This is a genomic window from Stenotrophomonas sp. YJH_SMC_48-3 (assembly GCF_059369375.1).
On sequence record NZ_JCAFSQ010000001.1, the window covers coordinates 258,491 to 278,629 of the forward strand.

Below are 20,139 nucleotides of genomic sequence, written 5' to 3' on the forward strand. Positions count from 1 at the left end.
CTGTTCGGAGGGGTGGAGCCGGGCTGGCGGGCGGGGCCGCGTGGCACAGATGCCACATCCGGACGGATCGGCCCGTTCAGGTTGGAACCTGTCACGGGCGCGGGCGCGCATGATAACGAACCTGTGGGCACATAGGCGTTATCATGCCCCCCCTTTTATTGCCAACAAGGCCGACTGAAATGACCGATTGGTCCCTCGACCAAGCCCGCAAGACCTACTCGATCCCGCATTGGGCGGACGGTTACTTCGACGTGGATCAGGCCGGGCACATGGTGGTGAGACCGACCGGGGCGGACGGCCCGGTGGTGTCGCTGCCCAAGGTGGTCGATGCGGCGCGCGCGGCCGGTGCCAAGCTGCCGCTGCTGGTGCGCTTCCCGGACATCCTCGGCCAGCGCCTGGGCAAGCTGCAGGCGGCCTTCGCCCAGGCCCAGCAGGACTGGGAGTACAGCGGCGGCTACACCGCCGTGTACCCGATCAAGGTCAACCAGACCCGCGGCGTGGCCGGCACCCTGGCCAGCCACCACGGCGAAGGCTTCGGCCTGGAAGCGGGCAGCAAGCCCGAACTGATGGCCGTGCTGGCGCTGTCGCGCCCGGGTGGCCTGATCGTCTGCAACGGCTACAAGGACCGCGAGTACATCCGCCTGGCCCTGATCGGCCGCAAGCTGGGCCTGCAGACCTTCATCGTCATCGAGAAGCCGTCCGAGCTGAAGCTGGTGCTGGAAGAGTCCAAGGCGCTGGACGTGAAGCCGGGCCTGGGCGTGCGCATGCGCCTGGCCTCGCTGGGCGCCGGCAAATGGCAGAACAGCGGTGGCGACAAGGCCAAGTTCGGCCTGTCGCCACGCCAGTTGCTGGACCTGTGGAAGTCGCTGCGTGACACCGAGTACGCCGACTGCCTGAACCTGCTGCACTTCCACATGGGCTCGCAGATCTCCAACGTGCGCGACATCGCCAACGGCATGCGCGAAGCCACCCGCTACTTCGTGGAGCTGTCGCGCCTGGGCGCGAAGATCACCCACGTCGATGTGGGCGGTGGCCTGGGCGTGGATTATGAAGGCACCCGTTCGCGCAGCTTCTGCTCGATCAACTACGGCCTGCATTCCTACGCCAGCAACATCGTGCAGCCGCTGGCCAATGCCTGCGAAGAGTTCGGCCTGACCCCGCCGCGCATCGTTACCGAGTGCGGCCGCGCGATGACCGCGCACCACGCGGTGCTGATCGCCAACGTCTCGGAAGTGGAAGAGGCGCAGGAAGGCCGCGTGCCGGACCAGCACGACGACGAGCCGGCGGCGATCCGCCACCTGCGCGAGATCCACGACGAACTGGACGTGCGCCCGGCGGTGGAACTGTTCCAGGAAGCCCAGCATTTCCATGCCGAAGGCCTGGCCAGCTACGCGCTGGGCCAGATCGACCTGCCGCAGCGTGCGCGCATCGACGACCTGTTCTACGCCATCGCCCACGGCGTGCGTGCGCGCCTGAGCTACGACGAGAAGAGCCACCGCCCGGTGCTGGACGAACTGAACGAGCGCCTGGTCGACAAGTACTTCGTCAACTTCAGCGTGTTCGAATCGATCCCGGATGTGTGGGCGATCGACCAGGTGTTCCCGATCGTGCCGATCGAGCGCCTGGACGAAACCCCGGACCGCCGCGGCATCATCGCCGACATGACCTGCGACTCGGATGGCATGGTGGAAACCTACGTCGAGAACGAGAGCCTGGACAGCTCGCTGCCGCTGCACAAGATGAAGCCGGGCGAGAGCTACCGCATCGGCTTCTTCATGGTCGGCGCGTACCAGGAAATCCTGGGCGACATCCACAACCTGTTCGGCGATACCGACGCGGTGGAAGTGCTGGCCGATGCCGATGGCTATGCCATTACCCAGCAGCGCCGCGGCGACACCACCGACGTGATGCTGGACTACGTGGGTTACCGCCTGGACGAACTGCGTGCGGCCTATGCGCAGCGCGTGGCTGAGGCCCAGCTGTCGCCGGAACGCGCGCAGGAACTGTCGGACGCGCTGGAAGCCGGCCTGACCGGTTATACCTACCTGTCCGACGAACCGCTGGTGTGATGGACGGCGCCGGGCCCGCCCGGTGCCACCGTTGCCGATGAGCGCGCGCGCGACCTTCCACCTGTTCCTGCATGCCGCCGTGCCAGCCCTGCTGGCATGGCTGTTCTGGCGCAAGCGCTTTGCCTCGGCGTGGCTGCTGATGCTGCTGGGCTGGATCATCGACCTGGACCATCTGCTGGCCGACCCGATCTATGCACCAAACCGCTGCAGCATCGGGTTCCACCCGCTGCACACCGCACCGGCCATCGCGGTCTATGCCGGGCTGTGCGTGCCGAAGAAAACGCGGTTGTTCGGCATCGGTCTGATCATCCACATCGTGCTGGACGCAATTGATTGCTGGTGGATGCACCACCGTTGATGTTTGCTGCGTGTCGACCAAGGTCGACACCTACCGGGCGCACGATGGCGGACGGATTGGCGCTTGGTAGAGCCGGCCGCTGGCCGGCTTCCGCAGGGTGTTCCTGGTGACCACGTGGTTGCCGGCCAGCGGCCGGCACTACCCACCGTCAGGTTGGTCGTTTCACCCCAGCGGCAACCACACCGTCGCACGCAGGCCGGGCTGCGCATTCTCCAGCACCACGCGCCCGCCATAACTGGCGGCGATATCGCCCACGATCGCCAGCCCCAATCCACTGCTGCCCACGCGCTCATCCAGCCGCACGCCACGCTGGGTGACCCGTTCCAGCGCGTCTGCCGCCAGGCCGGGGCCGTCGTCGCGGACCTCAATGCGCAACTGGCCGTCGTCGGCTTCCGCGCTGACCTGGACCTGCCGTTGTGCCCACCGCCCGGCGTTGTCCAGCAGGTTGCCCAGCATCTCCTCCAGATCCGCACTGGCACCGGCGAACTGCAACGCTGGATCGATACCTGCGGCCGTGAACGCAATGCCGCGTTCGCCATGCACGCGTGCCATCAACCGGCATAGCGCCTGCGCGACAGTCGCAACGTCGCTGCGCTGGCGATGGTCGGCGGCCAACCCTGCAGCCAGGTAACGGTCGACACTGGCCTGCATGCGCGCACTCTGCTCGCGCACGGTGGCACGCCAGCGCGTACCGTCGCCGTCGGCCTCGGTGGCCAATACGCTAAGTGGAGTCTTCAGCGCGTGCGCCAGATCCTGTGCACTGGTGCGCGCACGCGCGACCATGCGTTGCTGGTGGTCCAGCAGCGCGTTGAGTTCTTCACCCAGTGGTGCGACTTCCGCGCCCAGCCCCTGCGTGTCGATGCGCTGCGCATCGCCGCGACGTACCCGTTCCAGCTGTGCACCGAGGCGATGCAGCGGGCGCAAGCCGAAGTGCACCTGGCTTGCCAGCACCGCCAGCCACGCCGCAACCAGTACGCCCAGGGCGATGGCGCTGCGCTTGCGGAACGCGGCAACATCCGCATCCAGCGCACTGCGATCGGCGGCAACCACCGCCACGAACGGTTCGCTGGCGCGCGGCAGGCGCACCTGCTGCACGCGTGCGCGCAGCGATTGCTGCAGGGGGCCGGCCAGATTGCGGGTGGCCGCACCTGTGGTCGTGGTTGGCAGGGTTTCATCCCACAGCGAGCGCGACTGCAGCAGAACGCGGCCATCGGCACCGGCTATCTGCCAGTAGGCACCGGAGAACACGCGCTGGAAACGCGCGTCGTTGGGTTCCTGGCGCAGCTGCAGCTGGCCGTCGGAAGCAACTTCCATCTGCGCGACCAGCGTCAGCATGTCCTGCTGCAGTTCGTGATCGAGGCGGTCGCGCGCGCTGCGCTTGAACAGTTCGCCCAGCAGCGCGCTGGCCAGCAGCGAAACCAGCAGCAGGCCGACGCCGCCAGCCAGCAGCAGGCGCCGCCGCAGCGAGGATTGCCGGCTCACGGCGCCGCCAGCCGCCAGCCCTGGCCGCGCACGGTCTGGATCAGTTCGATGCCGAGCTTGCGGCGGACCCGACCCAGCAGCATGTCCAGCGCGTTGGAGTCCGGGTCGTGGCCGCCTTCGAACACCTGCTCGCCCAGACGATCACGGCCGATCACCTGGCCGCTGTGGTGGATGAAGTAACTGAGCAGGCGGAACTCCTGCGGGCTCAGCGCCAGCGGCTGTCCGTCCAGTTCGAAGCGGCCGGCGTTGACGTCCAGCTGCAGCGGCCCGCAGTGCAGGCGCGGGCTGGCATGGCCATGGCTGCGGCGGATCAGGGCGCGCATGCGCAGCACCAGTTCGTCGGCCTGGAACGGTTTGGTCAGGTAGTCGTCGGCACCGGCGTCGAAGCCGGCCAGTTTGTCGTGCCAGCGCCCGCGCGCTGTCAGTACCAGCACCGGAAAGCTGCGGCCATTGCCGCGCCAGCGCTCGATCACGCTCAGTCCGTCCAGCCCGGGCAGGCCGAGGTCGACGATGGCGGCCTGCAGGTCTTCGATCTGGCCGATCTCCTCGGCCTGGCGACCATCGGCAACCAACTCCACCACATAGCCGGCCTGTTCCAGCAGGGGCACCAGGCGCTGTGCCAGTGCGGCATCGTCTTCGGCCAACAGGATGCGCATCAGTCGTCGAGCTCCGTCTTCAGCAGCTTTCCGCTGCGCGCATCATAGTCCAGCTCCACCACCACGCCGTCGCCGCGCAGGATCTCCACTTCGTAGACACCATCGTCCAGCTCCACTTCCAGCAGCTGGCCCGGGTAGCGCTTGAGTGCATCGCGCACCACGCTTTCCAATGGCACGTAGCGGCCCTGCTGCACGGCACGGCGCGCGACCTGCTGCGCCGGGTCCTGGACGGGCGCGGCGGCGGTCGGGGCGTTGGCCAGGGCCAGCAGCAGGGGCAGGGTGGAGAGCATCGGGGCGCAGGGAGGGCTGTAGGAACAGGCGTGAGTGTGCCGGGGGTGACTAACAGCTGGCTAACAGTGCCGGCTAAGGCGCTGTTAACCACGGGGTGCATTGTGGCGTTGCCGGGATGGTCCGGTCACGAACACGAACAGGAGAACCCCCATGTTGAAGTCGCTCACCCTCGCCACTGTTGCCCTGCTGACCGTCGCGCCGGCCGTACAGGCCGCGCCGCTGGGCATGGCCCAGGTTGAACAGACCCTGCGCAAGGCCGGCTACACCCAGATCCACGAGATCGAGCGCGATGACGGCCTGTGGGAGGCCGACGTGAGCCGCGCTGATGGCCGCTTCAGCGAGGTCTATGTGGACCCGAAGACCGGCGAGATCTTCGACGAGCACAGCGGCCGCGCGCTGCTGACCACCGAGCAGGTGCTGGCACGGGCACAGGCGCATGGCCTGCGCGAGATCCATTCGCTGGAACGCGATGGTGCGACCTGGTCGCTGGAGGCCCGCAATGCACGCAACCAGAAGGTGGATGTGCGCCTGAGCGGTTATGACGGCCGCATCCTGCACAGCGAGCGCGATGGCTGGCTGGATTGACGTTTGCCCATGTAGAGCCGAGCCCATGCTCGGCTTTGCGGCCAACCGTAGCCGAGCATGGGCTCGGCTCTACAGGAGCTGGCTTACCAGCCGTACGGCGGCGGGTAGTCCCAATAGCCCGGGCCGCGGCCGTAGTAGCCGCCATACGGACCGAAGAATCCCGGGCCCTTGCCTTCGCTCACGTGGATGTTGACGTTGACCCCGTGGGTCTTGCCCTCATCGGTGGTGTAGTTCTTGCTCAGGTTCAGCGTGGCCGCGTTGTAGTGGCTGTTGCCACCGTTCTTCGAATAGCCGATACCGGTGGTGAAGCTGCCGGACACCTTGACCTTGTCGTCGGTGACGTCGGCGATCTTCGCGTCGTCGTGCACGCGCGGGCCGCTCGTGTCACCGTAATAAGTGCCGGGCGGGTCCTGCTGCAGGGCCGGGTCGTTGAGGTAGCGCATTGGCGCCTGCGGCAGCGTCAGGTCCAGGCCAGCGGCCTGCGGCGCAGTGGCGCCAGCGGCGGACTGGGCCAGCACGGTTCCCGGCAGGGCCAGGCACAGCAGCAGGGTCAGGGGGCGGATCATGACGGCGCTCCAGCGGACAGGTGGCCACGCAACACGCGGCGGTACAGGCCGACGCTAGCAGGGGTTGCTTGAATGATGCCTGTCGGCACCGGATTGGGGTAGAGCCAGGCCGTGCCTGGCCGCAGGTCACAACCGCCCGAATCCGAACAATCCCTCCAGCGCATGCCTGCGCCGCTCGATCCGGGCCCGCAGCAGCTGCGCGCCGATCATCGAATAGGTGATGCCGTTGCCGCCGTAGGCCATGGCGAAATGCACCCGCGCCCCCCACTGGTCGTGCGGGCCAAAGAACGGCAGGCCGTCGGCGGTTTCAGCGAAGGTGCCGGCCCAGGAGAACGCTGGTACCGGATCCAGACGCGGGAACCAGTGCAGCAGCTGATCCATCAGCTTGTCGGCCTTGTGCTGCACGCGCCGGTCGCGGCGAGCCGGAATGTCGATGGCGTCATCCAGCCCGCCCACCAGCAGGCGGCGGTCGCCGGTGGCGCGCAGGTACAGGTACGGGCGTGCGCTCTCCCACACCATGGTGTTACGCAGCCGGCCGAGCGCGCCCGCATCAATGGGATCAGTGATGAAGGCATAGCTGCTGCGGTTGCGTGCGACCCGCTGCTCGAGCCAGCGCTGGCTGGCGTAGCCCATCGCCAGGACCACATGGCGGGCGCGGACCGTGGCGCCGGCCTCGGTCATTGCGGTTACGCCCTGCGCGCCGGGCTTGAGCGTGTGCAGCACCGTGCGGTCGTGCACATGGCCACCGCGCCGGCGCACCCGTTTGAGCAGGCCGTAGGTAAGGCAGTAGGGGTCAACCCGGGCCGCCTGGCGGGTCAGCAGGGCGCCACCGGCGTCCACGTCGAAGCGTTCGCGAAGGGCTTCGCGGTCCAGCCAGCGGGCGTCCAGTCCAATGCCGCGGCGCGCAGCACCTTCGGCCATCAAGCGCGGCACGTCGCGCCGCCGGCTGGCCAGATACAGGCTGTCCATCTGCCGGAAATCCACGTCCTTCAGCCCACGTGCCACTTCGCCCAATGCCGGGATCGCATCGGCACAGGCACGGTAGGCCAGGGCGGCCGCATCGTTGCCATAGCGCTGGGCCAGCTCCAGCAGGTGGGTGTCGATCTCGTACTGCAGCAGCGCGGTGCTCGCGGCCGTGCTGCCCCAGCCGATGTCGCGCTGCTCGATCAAGGCCACGTCATGGCCATGCCGGGACAGCTCGTCGGCGATGAGTGAACCGGTGATGCCGCCACCGACCACCAGCACGTCGCAGCGCAGGTCCTTTTCCAGCGGCGGGAACGCCTGGATCAGTCCGTTGCGTATGGCCCACCACGGGTAGCCACTTTTCAGGTCCATGGAGTGTGCTGCTCAGGCGGTCGGGTGGCCGGTATGCGGGGTCTGGATCAGTTCGGACAGATCGAAGCCCTGCAGGCGCGCTGCGGCCAGATAATGTTCCTGCACGGTGGCGTCCAGCTGCGGCTCGCGTGCCAGCAGCCACAGGTACTTGCGATCCGGGCTGCCCACCAGCGAAACGCTGTAGTCCGGGGCGATCTGGATCACCCAGTAGTCGCCCTTGGCGAACGGCAGCCAGCGCAGGCCCTTGGGCAGGAAACTGACCTCCAGGCGCGCGCTGTCGTTGTCGATCGCGCAGGCCTCGCCGGTGGCCTCTTCGATCTCGCCGTCCATGCGGCAGCGGTTGGTGACACCGACGTTGCCGTTGTCGAGCAGGGTGTAGTGCGCCGACACGTCGGTGCAGCCTTCCGGCTCGTGGCGCATCGGCAGACGGGCGATCTCGTACCAGGTGCCCAGGTAACGGGGCAGCTTGAGGTCGGCGACGGTCTTCAGCGGTGGGTGGTCGGTCATCGGCAGTGGTGGCAGGGGTGGGTCTCCACGATGCCGATGGGCTCGCCATGGGCGGGTGAAGCCGGGGCGATGGCCGTGTCCAGAACGTTCCGTCGCCGCTGCGGCGTGCCCGTTGTCGCCGGTGCGGCGGTATGCTGCCGCCAGCGCCGTGTTTTCCTGATCCAACCGAAGTGGAGGTGCCGATGTACCAGGTGATCCTGTTGAAGAGTGAATCCGCGTTCGCACGCGAACAGTGGCCGCAGGTCGATGACCTGGTCGACTACGAGGGCGTCAGCTACAGCCTGCGTGCCGGCCCGCGCCAGCCGCTGCCGACCGACCACGACTGGTACCCGGTGGCGGTGTATGCGCCCGATGAGATTACCGAGGAAGAGTTCCAGGACTGGTATGCCCTGCAACAGCCGACGGTGGAAGAGTTGCGCCTGAAGTACTGACGCGCGACGCTGACGGGGCCGCCCATCCGCTGTTGACCGCCTGTGCCGTATAGTCGCGCGCAGGCGCGGTGGTCCGCGCGAACTGGTATGTCTGGCGTGTCTTCTTTCCTGCGATCGATCCGTGCACGGGGGCCCTGGCTGGTCCTGCTGCTGTGCACTGCCTTCCTGCTGTCCGCACCGGTGCTGGCACAGGATGAGGACCCCACGCCGAAGCAGCAGCTGGCGGATATCGATGCGAAGCTGAAGGAAGTCGACCGCAAGCGTGGTGATGCCGCGGCCATCGAAACATTGGCCATGCTGTCCGAGGATGCTTCGAAGGCCCGGCGTGACGCCGAGGCGCTGGAGAAGTCGCTGCAGCCGCAGCTGGACCGCCTCGACGAACAGCTGGCGCAGTTGGGCACGCCTGCCGAGGGCGCCACCGAGCCGCCCGAACTGGCGGCGCAACGGCGCACCCTCAACAAGCAGCGCGATGGGCTGGCCGCATCGGTGGCGCAGGCCAAGGCCAGTGCCGTGCGTGCACAGCAGCTGGCGGCGGACATCGAGCAGCAGCGCACCGCACAACGTACGGAAGAACTGGGCCAGAAGGTCGCCTCGCCGCTGTCGCCTGCGTTGTGGAGCAAGGTGGCCGAGCGCCTGCCGATCGATATCGCGCGCGTTGCGCCGTTGGCCGAGCAGGGGCGTGACGCGCTGGTCGCCGGCATCCGCACCAATGGCTGGGGTACGCCGCTGCTGGGCCTGCTGGCCGCGCTGGTGATGATGTTCCCGCTGCGGTTGTGGCTGCGTAGGCTGGGGCGGCAGTTCGCCGCGTCCGAGCGCGCGCCGGACGGTCGCCTGCGTCGATCCGGACTGGCGATGTGGCTGCTGCTGGTGGGCACGCTGCTGCCCGGTTATGCCGTGGTGGTACTGATGGCGGCGCTGGATGCCATCGATGCCATCGCGCCGCGCCTGCAGGTGGTGGCCGACGGCCTGGAGACGGCCACGTTCCGCGCCGCCTTCATTGCCGCGCTCAGCGCCTGCCTGCTGGTGCCCAAGCGCCCGTCATGGCGGCTGTTGAACCTGGACGACACCGCCGCGCTGAAGCTGCGCAAATACGCCTGGGGCGCGGCGGCGCTGGCCTGGCTGAGCACGGTGCTGGTGGCCCTCGACCAGGCTACGCGCACCAGCGACGTCACCACGGTGGCGTTGGACGGCCTGATTGCCCTGACCTACCTCGGCCTGATCATGGCCATGCTGGTGACCCTGGCGCGCCTGCATCGGCGGCAGACCGCCGAAGCCGAGGCCAAGCTGGAGGCACAGGCCGATGGCGTGGGTGCGGCAACGCCGGTGCGCCGCAGCAGCTGGCTGGTACTGGCACGCGTAGCGGGCAACGTCGCGGTGGTGGCCGCCATCGCCGCGACGTTGATGGGCTACCTGAATTTCGCCAAGTTCGTGAACCAGCAGCTGATTGGCGGCAGCATCGTGGTGCTGGCGGCGACCCTGCTGTTCAAGTTCGTCGATGACCTGAGCACCTGGATGCTAAACGCCGACAGCAAGGTCGGCCAGACCATCCTGCTCAGCACCGGCCTGAGCGTATCGCGGCTGGAACAGGCGGGCGTGCTGCTGTCGGCGGCGTTGCGCACCATCGTCGTACTGATCGCGCTGCTGGCGCTGGTGGCACCGTTCGGCAACATCGGCGCGGTGGTGGAGCGCTTCTCCTCGCTGTTCACCTCTGGATTCGACATTGGCGGAACCAAGCTGGAGCCGGTGCGCATCGTGCTGGCGGTGCTGGTGCTGCTGGCTGGCCTGGCCGTTACCCAGCTGGTACAGCGCTGGCTGACCGACACCTATCTGCCCAAGACCGAACTGGACCTGGGCGCACGCAATTCGGTCAGTACGGTAGCCCGCTATGTGGGCATCATCATCGCGGTGATCTGGGCGCTGTCGGCGATGGGCCTGCAGCTGAGCAAGCTGGCATTGCTGGTCAGCGCGCTGTCGGTGGGTATCGGTTTCGGCCTGCAGGTGATCACCCAGAACTTCGTCTCCGGCCTGATCCTGCTGGCCGAGCGGCCGGTGAAGATCGGCGACTGGGTGAAGCTGGGTGACCAGGAGGGCGACATCCGCCGCATCAGCCTGCGATCGACCGAGATTCAGGTGGGCGACAAGTCGACGTTGATCGTGCCCAACTCCGAGCTGGTCACCAAGACCGTGCGCAACATGACGATGGGCAACAACCAGGGCCGCATCCAGATCCAGTTCGCGGTGCCGCCCAGTACCGACGTCGGCTCCCTGCGCCAGGCGCTGCTGGATGCGTATACCGCGCACGTCAACGTGTTGCAGCAGCCGGCACCGACGGTCTACATCGACAGCATTGGCGGTGGCCAGATCACCATCAACAGTTTCGCGTACGTGGCCAGCCCGCGTCAGGTCTATGCCACCCGCAGCGATCTGTACTTCAGCCTGCTGCAGATCCTGGCGGAGCGGAACATCCCGCTGTCGACCCCGACCGACATCCACATCACCCGCGACCCGCAGGAGTAGGGGGTGTTCTGCAGGGCTGCGCCCTGCACCCGCGGTAGTGCCGGCCGCTGGCCGGCAACTTCAACAGCAACAGCAAAGGCTGGTTTCCTGAGGGATGGCGGGGTGGGTCCGGTTGCGGGGGACGCTGCAAGTACGTCCATGTAAGCTCGGTCGCCGCATCCATGCGGCTCACGCCCCCGCAACCGGACCCACCCCGCCTTCGACAGTTTTCCGCGATCTGTTGGAAATACTATTGGGGTCAGATCCGTTTTCCGTAGGAAAACGGATCTGACCCCATTTTGATTTTCGATATCTGACAGATTGTGTCGACCAAGGTCGACACCTACCGACAGCCGCAGGAATCTGTCAGAGGTGGGGCGGTGTCGGAGTGCGGGGTGTCAGCCGCATGGATGCGGCTGCCAAGCCTCCAGGGACGGATTTACGGCGTCCCCGCACTCCGACACCGCCCGCCATCCCACGGAATGCACGCTGTTGCTGTTGCCGTTGCCCCGGTTTGTAGCGGGTGCAGGGCGCAGCCCTGCAAAGAACCCTACCCTCGCGGTCGGCTGCGCGACGGCACCAGTGCGAACGTATCCACCGCCAACTTCTCGGCATGGTTCAACCACGCGCGGATCTCCAGATCATCCACTTCGTGGTCCAGCCCGAACGTCACGTTGATCTTGCCGTCGGCATCGGGCTGCACCCACTGCTGGGCCAGCACCACCTTGCGCTGCGACGACACTGCTTCGATCCAGAAACCGCGATCCGGGCGCGTGCTCGCCACCAGCTGCAGCATGTACTGGCCGGCACGGGTACGGCGGCCCTTCTGGGTGATCATGTGCGCCTGGCGCACGCTCGGTCGCGGTCCCTGGAACGCATCCAGCGGCGCATCCACGGCGATGCCGGCACGCAGGTCGTTGTCGCGGTACAGCTTGATGCCGTTGTCGCGGTTGACCAGCAGCGCGCACCAGTCACCGTCGGCCGAGCCGTCCTCGAACGCGGTGCAGCGATCAACATAGGCCAGCGTGTTGTCCGGATCCGCGTCATCGAACTGGCGCGAGGTGTTCTCCAGGTAGACCGACTTCAAACCCCAGTCCTTGTCGTACTCGAGCAGCACCGGTGGCTGCACGTGCTGCAGGCCGACCACCACCTGGTCGTCGCCGTCGATCTTCAGTTCACGCGTAGGTTCACCCAGCCACAGCGAACGGGCGAACGCCAGATACTGCGGGTAGTCGCGACCCTGGTCGCGTCGCGCGGCCACACTGGCGCTGGGCGCGCGTTGCGGGTCGATCAGTGAACGGCCGAAGCCCATCGCCTTCAGGTTCGGGTCCAGCAGGCTGAGCAGAGTCGCACCCGAATCCAGCGTGGTGCCGGCGTCGGCGCTGAGCTGCTGCGGCGCAATGCCATCGCCCAGGAACAGCAGCAGGTTCTCGCGCTTCTGCCGGGTCAGGATGTGGGTCAGATCGTTGGGCATCGCCAGGTGGTCGGAGGCGATCACGATCAGCGTGTCCTTGCCGTACGGGCTGGCCTGGATGCGTTCGACCAGCTGCGAGATCAGCCGGTCACTGCATTTGAGCGCGTTGAGCATGTTGATGTTGCCGTACTGGCTCTGGTAGCGCTCGCCCTTGCACGACACCGGCAGGTGGCCCGCCGGGTGGTGGGTGTCCATGGTGAGCGTGGTGAGCATGAACGGCGAGCCGGCGCGCGAGAGCTGTTCGAAGCGCTGGTAGGCGGTATCCAGCAGCACGTCGTCGTGCACGCCCCAGGCCGAGTAGTGGATGCGACCGATCTTTTTCTGCTGCTTGAACCAGGCGAGGTCATGCACTTCGTCAAAACCGTGGCTGGCCAGGAACTGGCCCTTGCCGGCGAACTGGCCGTTGGCTCCGCCCAGGTAATGGTTGGTATAGCCCTGCTGCTTCAGGTAGTCGCCCAGGCACACTGCCTTGGGCAGGAAGCTACCCATCCGGTCCATGCTGTTTTCATCGCCCTGCGAGGTGGTCAGCGGCACGCCGCACATCGACGACACCAGACCGGCGATGGTCCAGCCGCTGCCTTCGGCCGAGGCAAGGCCGCGCACGTCCAGCGACTTCGTGGCCAGGCGGTTGAGATTGGGCATCAGGCCCGGGAACACGTTCTCGTCCAGGTAGGTGCGCTCCAGGCTCTCGCCGTAGATCCAGACGATGTTGCGTGGGCGCTGCAAGGGCTGCGTCGGCACTTGATACTCGGGGGCGATGCGGGAGAAGTCGACCGGGCGCAGCTGCTGGTACAGGCGTTGGCCGTCGCGGGCCAGCGGGCTGATCATGATCGTGGCCACCCACACGGCCGCGAAGCCCGCGAACAGCGCGCCACCGTGGCCGGGCCGGCGCCAGCGCTTCACCCGCGTGGCGAACAGCGGCAGCAGCGAGACCAGCGCCAGCACGATGAAGCCGGCGATGTAGCCCTTGAAGTCGGAGACACCGGCGCCTTCCATGTCGGCGCCGAGGTGGTAAAGGGTGGCAGCGTTGAGCCCATCACCGGACAGCTTGTCGATCAGCCACCATGCGCTGAGCATGAGCAGCAGCAGCGAGAACGCACTGGCCTTCCACCACATCCATTTCTCGGACGCGAGGAACAACCAGCACAGCAGCAACAACGACAGCAGCAGTATCCAGAGCATAGGCAGCTTCGGCAGTGACGGGGTGGTGGTGATGGACGTCGTACCGACGCGTGTCCATCCGACCGGCGCTGCCGCAAGCACATGCATGTGACAGGCCGATGACCCGATAGTGCATGCACGAACCTGACTGAAATGTTTGTTGAAATGACGCGCGCGCAATCGCGCTCAGAAGGTAAAACAAGCGTGAAAGGCTTCGTTGGATTACATTAAAAACCGCATGAATACGTGTTTTTCCCCGATTCGCTAGCGATGCCCGCGTTCTTCGCGTGCCCGCGCACGACGGTCGAACAGCAATGCACTGGTTACGATGCCAAGGCCGAGCACCACGCCGATGAACAACAGAATCAGGGCGATGAGCGGATAGCCGAACAGGTGCCAGCCGGTGTCGATCTTCATCATCATCGCGGCGGCCATGATCAATGCCGCGCTGATGATGCCGGCCGCCACGCGGTTGGCGATCTTCTGCAGGTTCTCCATCAGCCGCGATTCTTCCAGGCCGGTGACCTTCATCTGCAGGCGGTTCTCGGCCAGCAGCGCCATGATGTCCGACAGCTTGCGCGGCCCATCACGCAGCAGCTGCTGCAGCTCCATCGCCTCGCTGGCGATGTTGGCTGCGGACAGTGATTTTTTCAGGCGCGCACGCATCACATGCTGCAGCTGGCGCTCGACGATGCGGCGGGTATCCAGTTCGGGTGCCAGCAAGCGGCATACGGTTTCCAGGTTGAGCAGTGCCTTGCCCAGCAGGCTCAGTTCCGGCGGCGTGCGCAGTCCGCAGGCGGTGGCGATGCGCACCATGTCCAGCACCACGCGGCCTTCGGAGAACGTGCCGCTGGCGGCGTAACGCGCGATCAACTGGCCGGTCTCGCGCAGATAACGTTCCTCGTCGAACGCCTCCAGCCGCGTGCTGATGCTGATCAGGTCGTCAGCCACTTCCTCGCCACGGCCATCGACCGCTGCGAACAGGATCTTCAGCAAGCGCTCGCGCAGGCGCGGCGGCATGTGCGCAACCATGCCCAGGTCGAAGATCGCCAGCCGTCCATCGGGCATCACCCGCAGGTTGCCGGGGTGCGGGTCGGCGTGGATCTCGCCGTGCACGAAGATCTGGTCCAGGTAGCCGCGGATCAGCGCCGCCGCCAGCGGGTCCATCGATTGTTCGGTACGGCGCACATCGGGAATCGCATCCACGCGCACGCCGGTGGCCAGTTCCATGGTCAGCACGCGCTGGCTGCTGTAGTCCCACAGCGGCTGCGGTACCCACAGGCGGCGGAACGGCTTCAGGTGTCGGCCGAAACGGGCCAGGTTCTCGGCCTCGGCGTGGTAGTCCAGCTCCTGCATCAGGGTCTTGGCGAATTCGTTGAGCCAGTCGCGCAGACGCACGCGGCGGCCCACCTGGGTCAGGTGGTCGGCGGCCAGCGCGAAGCTGCGCAGCGCCTCCAGGTCCGAGCGAAGTTGTGCGGCCACTTCAGGCTTCTGCACCTTCACCGCCACCTGGCGTCCGTCGTGCAGCACGGCCCGATGCACCTGCGCGATCGATGCGCAGCCCAGCGGCTCGGGGTCGAACGCGGCAAACAGCTTGTTCACCCCTACGCCCAGCTCCTGCTCGATGATGGCGTGGATGCGCTCGACGGGAATCGGCGCTACCTTTTCCTGCATGCGCTCCAGCGCCGTGGCGAACTCTACCGGCACCATGTCCGGGCGCGTGGACAGCATCTGGCCCAGCTTGACGAAGGTCGGGCCCAGCGCTTCCAGATCGCTGACGAACTGTTCCGGGTTGCCATCTGCCGGTACGTCGGCCGGATTGCCCGCGGCATCCAGGTTCATGCCCGAGAACACCCCTGAATGGCGATAGCGCATCAGCAGGCGCAGGATCTGGCTGCGCCGGTTCATGCCTTTGACCAGCGGAGGATTGCCATTGGCGGTGGGCGGATTGCTCAAGCGGAACTCCCATGCGACGAAGACAGGTAGCGCCGGCCACGGGCCGGCGATGTCCGGATTCCGCAGTGTCGCCGGGGGGCGGTGGGCACGCGGTGAATCCGACGTCTTCCGCAGTCCACACCGGATCGGTCAGAATCCGCTCATTCCCTCTCTGGACTTCCCATGGCCGGTGCCAGCCTGTTCGCCCTGCTCGACGATATCGCCACCCTCCTCGACGATGTCTCGGTCCTGACCAAGGTCGCGGCGAAGAAAACCGCCGGCGTGCTGGGCGACGACCTGGCGCTGAACGCGCAGCAGGTGACCGGAGTCAACGCCAACCGTGAACTGCCGGTGGTGTGGGCGGTGGCCAAGGGCTCGCTGGTCAACAAGGTGATCCTGGTACCGGCAGCACTGGCGATCAGCGCCCTGGAGGCCTGGCTGCGCAGCCGCGGCTGGAACGTGCCGCTGATCGTGCCGCTGATGATGATCGGTGGTGCCTTCCTCTGTTTTGAAGGCGTGGAGAAGCTGGCGCACCGCTTCCTGCACTCAGCTGAGGACGACGCCGAGCATCAGGCCGAACGGCGCAAGGCGCTGGCCGATACGCAGGTGGACATGGTGGCGTGGGAGAAGGACAAGGTGAAGGGCGCGATCCGCACCGACTTCATCCTTTCGGCCGAGATCATCGTGCTGACGCTGGGGGTGGTCGCCACCGCACCGTTCACCAACCAGCTGGTCACGCTGGCCGTGGTTGCACTGGCAATGACGGTCTTCGTCTATGGGCTGGTGGCGGGCATCGTGAAGCTTGATGACGTCGGCCTGTACCTGTCGCGCAAGGGTGGGGCTTTGGCCGCCTTCGGTCGCGGCCTGGTGGCCTCGGCGCCGTGGCTGATGAAGTTCCTGTCGGTGGCTGGCACCATCGCCATGTTCCTGGTCGGCGGCGGCATCCTGGTGCACAACGTGCCGGCGCTGCACCACGCGGTGCAGGCGCTGGGCGGTGAAGGGCAGTGGGGCTGGCTGATCAGTGCTGCGGCCAACATGGTGGTCGGCATCATCGCCGGCGCCATCGTGCTGGCGGCGGTGACCGGGTTCCAGAAGCTGCGCGGGAAATGATCTGTAGAACCGAGCCCACGCTCGGCTGCTCTACGGCGCTGCGCGCCGCCGCCCGAGCATGGGCTCGGGCGCTACAGCGTCTGCACGCTGGATCATCAGCCCGCCTGCACCCGGTTCTTGCCTTGCCGCTTGGCCGCATACAGCGCGTCATCGGCGCGGCGCAGCAGGGTCTCGGTATCGTCACCGGGCTGCCATTGCGCCAGCCCGGCGCTGAAATGCACCGGCACGCGCCGGTCCTGCACGGTCAGCACGCGGTGCGCCAGTGAACGTTGCAGGCGCTGCACGGTGGCCATGCTGTCGGCGCCCTGGGTTTCCGGCAGTACCAGAACGAACTCGTCGCCGCCCAACCGTGCGATGCCGTCGGTGGCGCGCAGCAGCAGCTTGCACACGGCCACCAGGTGCTGCAGCAACGCATCGCCACCGGCATGCCCATGCGCGTCGTTGGTCTGGTGGAAATCATCCAGGTCGACCACGGCCACGCCCAGGGGTGAGTTGTTGCGTGCGGCGCGGGCCAGCTCGCGCTCCAGCAGTTCGTCCAGGCCGCGGCGATTCAGTGCCTGGGTCAGCGGATCGATACGCGCCAGGTCACCGGCAGCACGCAGTTCCTGCTCCAGCTCGGCAATGCGCTGCTCTGCGCGTTCCACTTCCTGCCGCGCGCTGGCCAGGTGATCGCGGGCCTGCGCGGCCTGCTGCTGCACCTTGCCGGTGTCGCGCATCACGTCTTGTAGCAACTGGTTGAGGTCGGCGATGCTACGCGCCTCGCGCAGCTGCAGTGCGTAGCTGCCGATGCGGTCGTGGTATTCGCCGGTGCTGGTGGCCATGCCATCCATGCGCTCGATGAACTCGCCCATCAACCCGCGCATCGCCGCCTTCGAATCGTCGATGCCCTGGCGCAGCAGGCCCTGCTTGTAGATCACTTCGCGCAACTCGGCGCGGGTGCGCTCGACCGCTTCCGCTTCCAACGGCCCGTCCAGCAGCTGGCGTACTGCCGCGATCTGGCCCTGCAGCCAGCTGCGGTCATCCAGCAGCTCGCTGACGTTCTCCAGCAGCAGCGCGAACAGCTCCAGCAGCAGCGCCTGCTGCTCCTGCCAGCTCTCGGCACGCACACCGACCTGGTGGCCGAGTTCGCGCACTCCTTGTTCGATCGGCTCCAGTGCGGTACCCGGCTGCCACTGGCGGAGGCGCGTGGCCAGGGCCTGCGCCTGTTCGCGCAGGTCCGGGTCGTGCTGCAGCAGGGCCACCACCGCACCGCCCAGCAGCAGCCGCAGCTGCTCGGACAAGCGCAGGCTTTCCGGCTGCCCGTCTGGGGAATGCTGTTCGATGGTGCGGATGTACTTGTCGATCAGCTGCCGCATCGCGCGCCCATAGCGCGGCCAATCGGCGCTGGCCTGTGCCGACTGCAGGCGGTCGCCCATGTCGCCCAGCTCGCCCGGCAGGGTGGCCATGCCGTTGGCGAACGCCGCCAGCAGCGGTTCCGGCGCGTCGGCGCCTGAGAACAGCTGCTGCAGGGCCACGCCACCGCCGCCCTGCAGCACCACGCGGTCACCCAGCCCATCGTCCACCACCGCGCGCACGCGTGCCGGCGGCCCAAGGGCGGTACCGGAGGCAGGGCGGTGGTCGGGCTGGTCCGTCATGGAGCGAATCCTGGGGCTGGCAGGGACTGGTTCCAGCATATCGGCGCGGCCGCCGACGGCTTGAACGGCTAGGATGGGCGACAGGATGCCGCAGTGGAGGTGCTGATGCGCGTGATGTTGCTGGGGGCGACCGGCCTGGTCGGTGGGCTGACCCTGCCCAGGCTGCTGGACGACCCGCGCTGCAGCGCCGTGGTGGCGCCCACTCGCCGTCCGTTGGGTGTAACTCACGGGAAGCTCGAGAACCCGGTGCTGGCCTTCGACGCGCTGCCCACTTCGCCAGAATGGGCGCGCGTGGACGCGGTCATCTGCGCACTGGGCAGCACCATCGCCCAGGCCGGCAGCCGCGAGGCCTTCCATCGCATCGACCACGACTATCCGCTGGCGTTCGCCCGCCTGGCACAGGCAGAGGGGGCGCGGACCTTTGTGCTGAACTCCGCAGCCGGCGCCAACCCACAGTCGTCGATCTTCTACAGCCGGGTGAAGGGTGCATTGGAGCGCGATCTGCGCGCGCTGGGCTTCAACTCGTTGACCCTGGTCCGCCCAGGGCTGATCGGTGGCGAGCGCAACGAGGTGCGTCGCGGCGAGCGTTTCGCACTGACGGTACTCGGCGCGTTGGGGCCGGTACTGCCGCGGGCGTGGCGGATCAACCCGGCCAGCGAGATCGCCAAGGCACTGGTCGAGGCCGCGCTGGCCCCGCAACCGGGCGAGCACGTGGTGGCATCGCGCGCGCTGGTCGGCTGATGTCGCGTGCGCTGCGCCTGACCCAGCTGCTGCAGCTGCTGCGCCGCCATCGGCGACCCGTGGCCGGGCAGACGCTGGCCGACGCGCTGGGCATCAGTCTGCGCACGCTGTACCGCGATATCGAGACCCTGCGCGAGCAGGGCGCCGACCTGCGTGGCGAGGCCGGCGTCGGCTACCAGCTGGCGCCGAGCGATACCCTGCCGCCGATGACCCTGCCACCGGCCGAGATCGATGCGCTGGTGCTCGGCCTGCGCTGGGTCGCCGCGCGCACCGAGCCGGCGCTGGCCGAGGCTGCACGTGACGCCCTGGCGCGCATCGCGCACGTATTGCCCGTGGCGCGCCGCGAGGCCCTGCGTGACAGCGGCCTGCGCGTTGGCCCGTCGCGTGCTGCGGCCAAGGTGCCGGCTGCACGCCTGCAGGCCGTGCGCGAAGCCGTGGGATCGCAGCAGCGCCTGAAGTTCGCTTACGAGGATGCGCACGGCCAGCGCAGCGTGCGCGTCGTCTGGCCGTTCGCGCTGGGCTACTTCGATGAGGTGCCGATGCTGGCGGCGTGGTGCGAGCACCGCGAGGATTTCCGCCACTTCCGGCTGGATCGCATCCGTCAGGTGCGTGTGCTGGAGGACCGCTACCTCGTGCCGCGCGCCACCCTGCTGCGGCGCTGGCAGAAGGCGCAGGGCATCGCGCCGGACTGGCTGGACCGTTCGTAGCCACAGCAACAGCGGGGAGCGGGCGGCGGGGTAGAGTCGACTGTTAGTCGACTATCGCGCGCAGCGCGGGGTTTCAAGCGCGTTGAAGGAAGAGCAGTCGACTAACAGTCGACTCTACCGACGGTCGACTCTACCGGCAGTCGACTCTACTGACAGAATCTGTCAGCAGGGCCGTACCACCATGATCGCTCCCAACAACGGAGCTTCCCCATGTTCAAGCCCAGCACCCTGCTGCAGTACGTGCGCGACGTCGCCGCCAGCGCCGCCTTCTACAGCGGCATCCTCGGCAAGCCGCCGGTCGAGCAGTCGCCCGGCTTTGCCCTGTTCCTGCTCGGCGATGGCGCTGCACTGGGCCTGTGGCAGCGCGACGATGTGCAACCGCCGGTGTCCGCGCAGGCCGGTGCCGCCGAACTGGCGATGGTGGTCGCCAACCCCGACGCCGTGCAGCAGATGCACGATGCGTGGCGCGCCCTCGGCGTGCAGATCCTGCAGGCGCCGGTGACGCTGGAATTCGGCCATACCTTTGTCGGGGCAGATCCTGATGGCCACCGCCTGCGGGTCTACAGCCGTGCCGAGGGCTTGGTCGCGCGCGATTGATCGC

Annotated in this window: 17 protein-coding genes and 1 pseudogene; 9 read left to right on the forward strand and 9 right to left on the reverse strand. The window is 67.2% G+C overall.

Features of this window, described 5'->3' with window-relative positions; translation table 11 throughout:
• Nucleotides 1-179: 179 nt before the first annotated feature.
• Nucleotides 180-2,069 carry an arginine decarboxylase gene (speA, locus tag AC5P65_RS01160; RefSeq protein WP_111098667.1) on the forward strand — a complete coding sequence of 630 codons (1,890 nt, stop codon included), beginning with the start codon at nt 180-182 and terminating at the stop codon, nt 2,067-2,069.
• 37 nt (nt 2,070-2,106) lie between these two features.
• Nucleotides 2,107-2,427 (forward strand): DUF6122 family protein, encoded by a 321-nt coding sequence (locus AC5P65_RS01165; protein ID WP_021201930.1) that lies wholly within the window; start codon nt 2,107-2,109, stop codon nt 2,425-2,427.
• 162 nt (nt 2,428-2,589) lie between these two features.
• Here the strand turns inward: AC5P65_RS01165 and AC5P65_RS01170 are convergent, their stop codons facing one another.
• From AC5P65_RS01170 to AC5P65_RS01180, 3 genes are read right to left on the reverse strand one after another with little or no spacing between them, the layout of a single operon-like run.
• Nucleotides 2,590-3,909, reverse strand: coding sequence for a sensor histidine kinase (locus AC5P65_RS01170; RefSeq protein WP_111098668.1), 1,320 nt, complete (start codon nt 3,907-3,909; stop codon nt 2,590-2,592).
• Nucleotides 3,906-4,565: a response regulator transcription factor gene (locus AC5P65_RS01175; protein WP_111098669.1), complete on the reverse strand. Its 660-nt coding sequence runs from the start codon at nt 4,563-4,565 to the stop codon at nt 3,906-3,908. The genes AC5P65_RS01170 and AC5P65_RS01175 overlap by 4 nt, the downstream gene beginning before the upstream one ends.
• Nucleotides 4,565-4,855 carry a PepSY domain-containing protein gene (locus tag AC5P65_RS01180; RefSeq protein WP_061480249.1) on the reverse strand — a complete coding sequence of 97 codons (291 nt, stop codon included), beginning with the start codon at nt 4,853-4,855 and terminating at the stop codon, nt 4,565-4,567. The genes AC5P65_RS01175 and AC5P65_RS01180 overlap by 1 nt, the downstream gene beginning before the upstream one ends.
• A gap of 151 nt (nt 4,856-5,006) precedes the next feature.
• Between AC5P65_RS01180 and AC5P65_RS01185 the strand changes: the two genes are divergently transcribed.
• Entirely contained in the window at nt 5,007-5,441 is a 435-nt protein-coding gene (locus AC5P65_RS01185) for a PepSY domain-containing protein (RefSeq protein WP_043401290.1), read from the forward strand.
• Nucleotides 5,442-5,524: 83 nt separating this feature from the next.
• Here AC5P65_RS01185 and AC5P65_RS01190 read toward each other — a convergent pair whose 3' ends face one another.
• The 3 genes from AC5P65_RS01190 to AC5P65_RS01200 all read right to left on the reverse strand — a co-directional run bounded on the left by AC5P65_RS01190 (nt 5,525) and on the right by AC5P65_RS01200 (nt 7,849).
• Nucleotides 5,525-6,007, reverse strand: a complete 483-nt coding sequence (locus AC5P65_RS01190; protein ID WP_180832753.1) for a hypothetical protein — start codon at nt 6,005-6,007, stop codon at nt 5,525-5,527.
• A gap of 126 nt (nt 6,008-6,133) precedes the next feature.
• Complete coding sequence (locus tag AC5P65_RS01195) at nt 6,134-7,342, reverse strand: NAD(P)/FAD-dependent oxidoreductase (protein ID WP_111098670.1); 1,209 nt, start codon at nt 7,340-7,342, stop codon at nt 6,134-6,136.
• A 12-nt stretch (nt 7,343-7,354) separates the two neighbouring features.
• Nucleotides 7,355-7,849 (reverse strand): lipocalin family protein, encoded by a 495-nt coding sequence (locus AC5P65_RS01200; protein WP_188249685.1) that lies wholly within the window; start codon nt 7,847-7,849, stop codon nt 7,355-7,357.
• A 182-nt stretch (nt 7,850-8,031) separates the two neighbouring features.
• Here AC5P65_RS01200 and AC5P65_RS01205 point away from each other — a divergent pair, with 182 nt between their 5' ends.
• Nucleotides 8,032-8,280, forward strand: a complete 249-nt coding sequence (locus AC5P65_RS01205) for a hypothetical protein (RefSeq protein WP_021201923.1) — start codon at nt 8,032-8,034, stop codon at nt 8,278-8,280.
• Between the two features lie 87 nt (nt 8,281-8,367).
• Nucleotides 8,368-10,797 carry a DUF3772 domain-containing protein gene (locus AC5P65_RS01210; protein WP_495215381.1) on the forward strand — a complete coding sequence of 810 codons (2,430 nt, stop codon included), beginning with the start codon at nt 8,368-8,370 and terminating at the stop codon, nt 10,795-10,797.
• 529 nt (nt 10,798-11,326) lie between these two features.
• Here AC5P65_RS01210 and AC5P65_RS01215 read toward each other — a convergent pair.
• Together AC5P65_RS01215 and AC5P65_RS01220 are read right to left on the reverse strand one after the other, a co-directional pair.
• A complete protein-coding gene (locus AC5P65_RS01215) occupies nt 11,327-13,432 on the reverse strand; it encodes a phosphoglycerol transferase I (RefSeq protein WP_495215382.1) in 2,106 nt (701 codons plus the stop codon).
• A gap of 243 nt (nt 13,433-13,675) precedes the next feature.
• Nucleotides 13,676-15,322 (reverse strand): annotated as a pseudogene (locus AC5P65_RS01220) (ABC1 kinase family protein); the annotation flags it as partial.
• 207 nt (nt 15,323-15,529) lie between these two features.
• On the opposite strand from AC5P65_RS01220, the gene AC5P65_RS01225 reads away from it, so the two are divergent.
• Nucleotides 15,530-16,456, forward strand: a complete 927-nt coding sequence (locus tag AC5P65_RS01225) for a DUF808 domain-containing protein (protein WP_021202649.1) — start codon at nt 15,530-15,532, stop codon at nt 16,454-16,456.
• Between the two features lie 95 nt (nt 16,457-16,551).
• Here the strand turns inward: AC5P65_RS01225 and AC5P65_RS01230 are convergent, their stop codons facing one another.
• On the reverse strand, nt 16,552-18,090 hold the full coding sequence (locus AC5P65_RS01230) for a GGDEF domain-containing protein (protein WP_180832757.1): 1,539 nt from the start codon (nt 18,088-18,090) through the stop codon (nt 16,552-16,554).
• Nucleotides 18,091-18,195: 105 nt separating this feature from the next.
• On the opposite strand from AC5P65_RS01230, the gene AC5P65_RS01235 reads away from it, so the two are divergent.
• The 3 genes from AC5P65_RS01235 (at nt 18,196) to AC5P65_RS01245 (ending at nt 20,135) form a co-directional block, all read left to right on the forward strand.
• Entirely contained in the window at nt 18,196-18,831 is a 636-nt protein-coding gene (locus tag AC5P65_RS01235) for a Rossmann-fold NAD(P)-binding domain-containing protein (RefSeq protein WP_180832758.1), read from the forward strand.
• Entirely contained in the window at nt 18,831-19,538 is a 708-nt protein-coding gene (locus AC5P65_RS01240; protein ID WP_111104603.1) for a helix-turn-helix transcriptional regulator, read from the forward strand. The genes AC5P65_RS01235 and AC5P65_RS01240 overlap by 1 nt, the downstream gene beginning before the upstream one ends.
• 210 nt (nt 19,539-19,748) lie before the next feature.
• Entirely contained in the window at nt 19,749-20,135 is a 387-nt protein-coding gene (locus AC5P65_RS01245) for a VOC family protein (RefSeq protein WP_111104600.1), read from the forward strand.
• Nucleotides 20,136-20,139: the final 4 nt, after the last annotated feature.

Excerpts from the sequence above, each read along its gene's own strand:
- AC5P65_RS01205 (WP_021201923.1), top strand. The coding sequence starts at position 8,032 with ATGTACCAGGTGATCCTGTTGAAGAGTGAATCCGCGTTCGCACGCGAA.
- AC5P65_RS01210 (WP_495215381.1), top strand. The coding sequence starts at position 8,368 with ATGTCTGGCGTGTCTTCTTTCCTGCGATCGATCCGTGCACGGGGGCCC.
- AC5P65_RS01185 (WP_043401290.1), top strand. The coding sequence starts at position 5,007 with ATGTTGAAGTCGCTCACCCTCGCCACTGTTGCCCTGCTGACCGTCGCG.
- AC5P65_RS01190 (WP_180832753.1), bottom strand. The coding sequence starts at position 6,007 with ATGATCCGCCCCCTGACCCTGCTGCTGTGCCTGGCCCTGCCGGGAACC.
- AC5P65_RS01240 (WP_111104603.1), top strand. The coding sequence starts at position 18,831 with ATGTCGCGTGCGCTGCGCCTGACCCAGCTGCTGCAGCTGCTGCGCCGC.
- AC5P65_RS01200 (WP_188249685.1), bottom strand. The coding sequence starts at position 7,849 with ATGACCGACCACCCACCGCTGAAGACCGTCGCCGACCTCAAGCTGCCC.
- speA (WP_111098667.1), top strand. The coding sequence starts at position 180 with ATGACCGATTGGTCCCTCGACCAAGCCCGCAAGACCTACTCGATCCCG.
- AC5P65_RS01180 (WP_061480249.1), bottom strand. The coding sequence starts at position 4,855 with ATGCTCTCCACCCTGCCCCTGCTGCTGGCCCTGGCCAACGCCCCGACC.
- AC5P65_RS01175 (WP_111098669.1), bottom strand. The coding sequence starts at position 4,565 with ATGCGCATCCTGTTGGCCGAAGACGATGCCGCACTGGCACAGCGCCTG.
- AC5P65_RS01215 (WP_495215382.1), bottom strand. The coding sequence starts at position 13,432 with ATGCTCTGGATACTGCTGCTGTCGTTGTTGCTGCTGTGCTGGTTGTTC.
- AC5P65_RS01235 (WP_180832758.1), top strand. The coding sequence starts at position 18,196 with ATGCGCGTGATGTTGCTGGGGGCGACCGGCCTGGTCGGTGGGCTGACC.
- AC5P65_RS01245 (WP_111104600.1), top strand. The coding sequence starts at position 19,749 with ATGTTCAAGCCCAGCACCCTGCTGCAGTACGTGCGCGACGTCGCCGCC.
- AC5P65_RS01165 (WP_021201930.1), top strand. The coding sequence starts at position 2,107 with ATGAGCGCGCGCGCGACCTTCCACCTGTTCCTGCATGCCGCCGTGCCA.
- AC5P65_RS01195 (WP_111098670.1), bottom strand. The coding sequence starts at position 7,342 with ATGGACCTGAAAAGTGGCTACCCGTGGTGGGCCATACGCAACGGACTG.
- AC5P65_RS01225 (WP_021202649.1), top strand. The coding sequence starts at position 15,530 with ATGGCCGGTGCCAGCCTGTTCGCCCTGCTCGACGATATCGCCACCCTC.
- AC5P65_RS01230 (WP_180832757.1), bottom strand. The coding sequence starts at position 18,090 with ATGACGGACCAGCCCGACCACCGCCCTGCCTCCGGTACCGCCCTTGGG.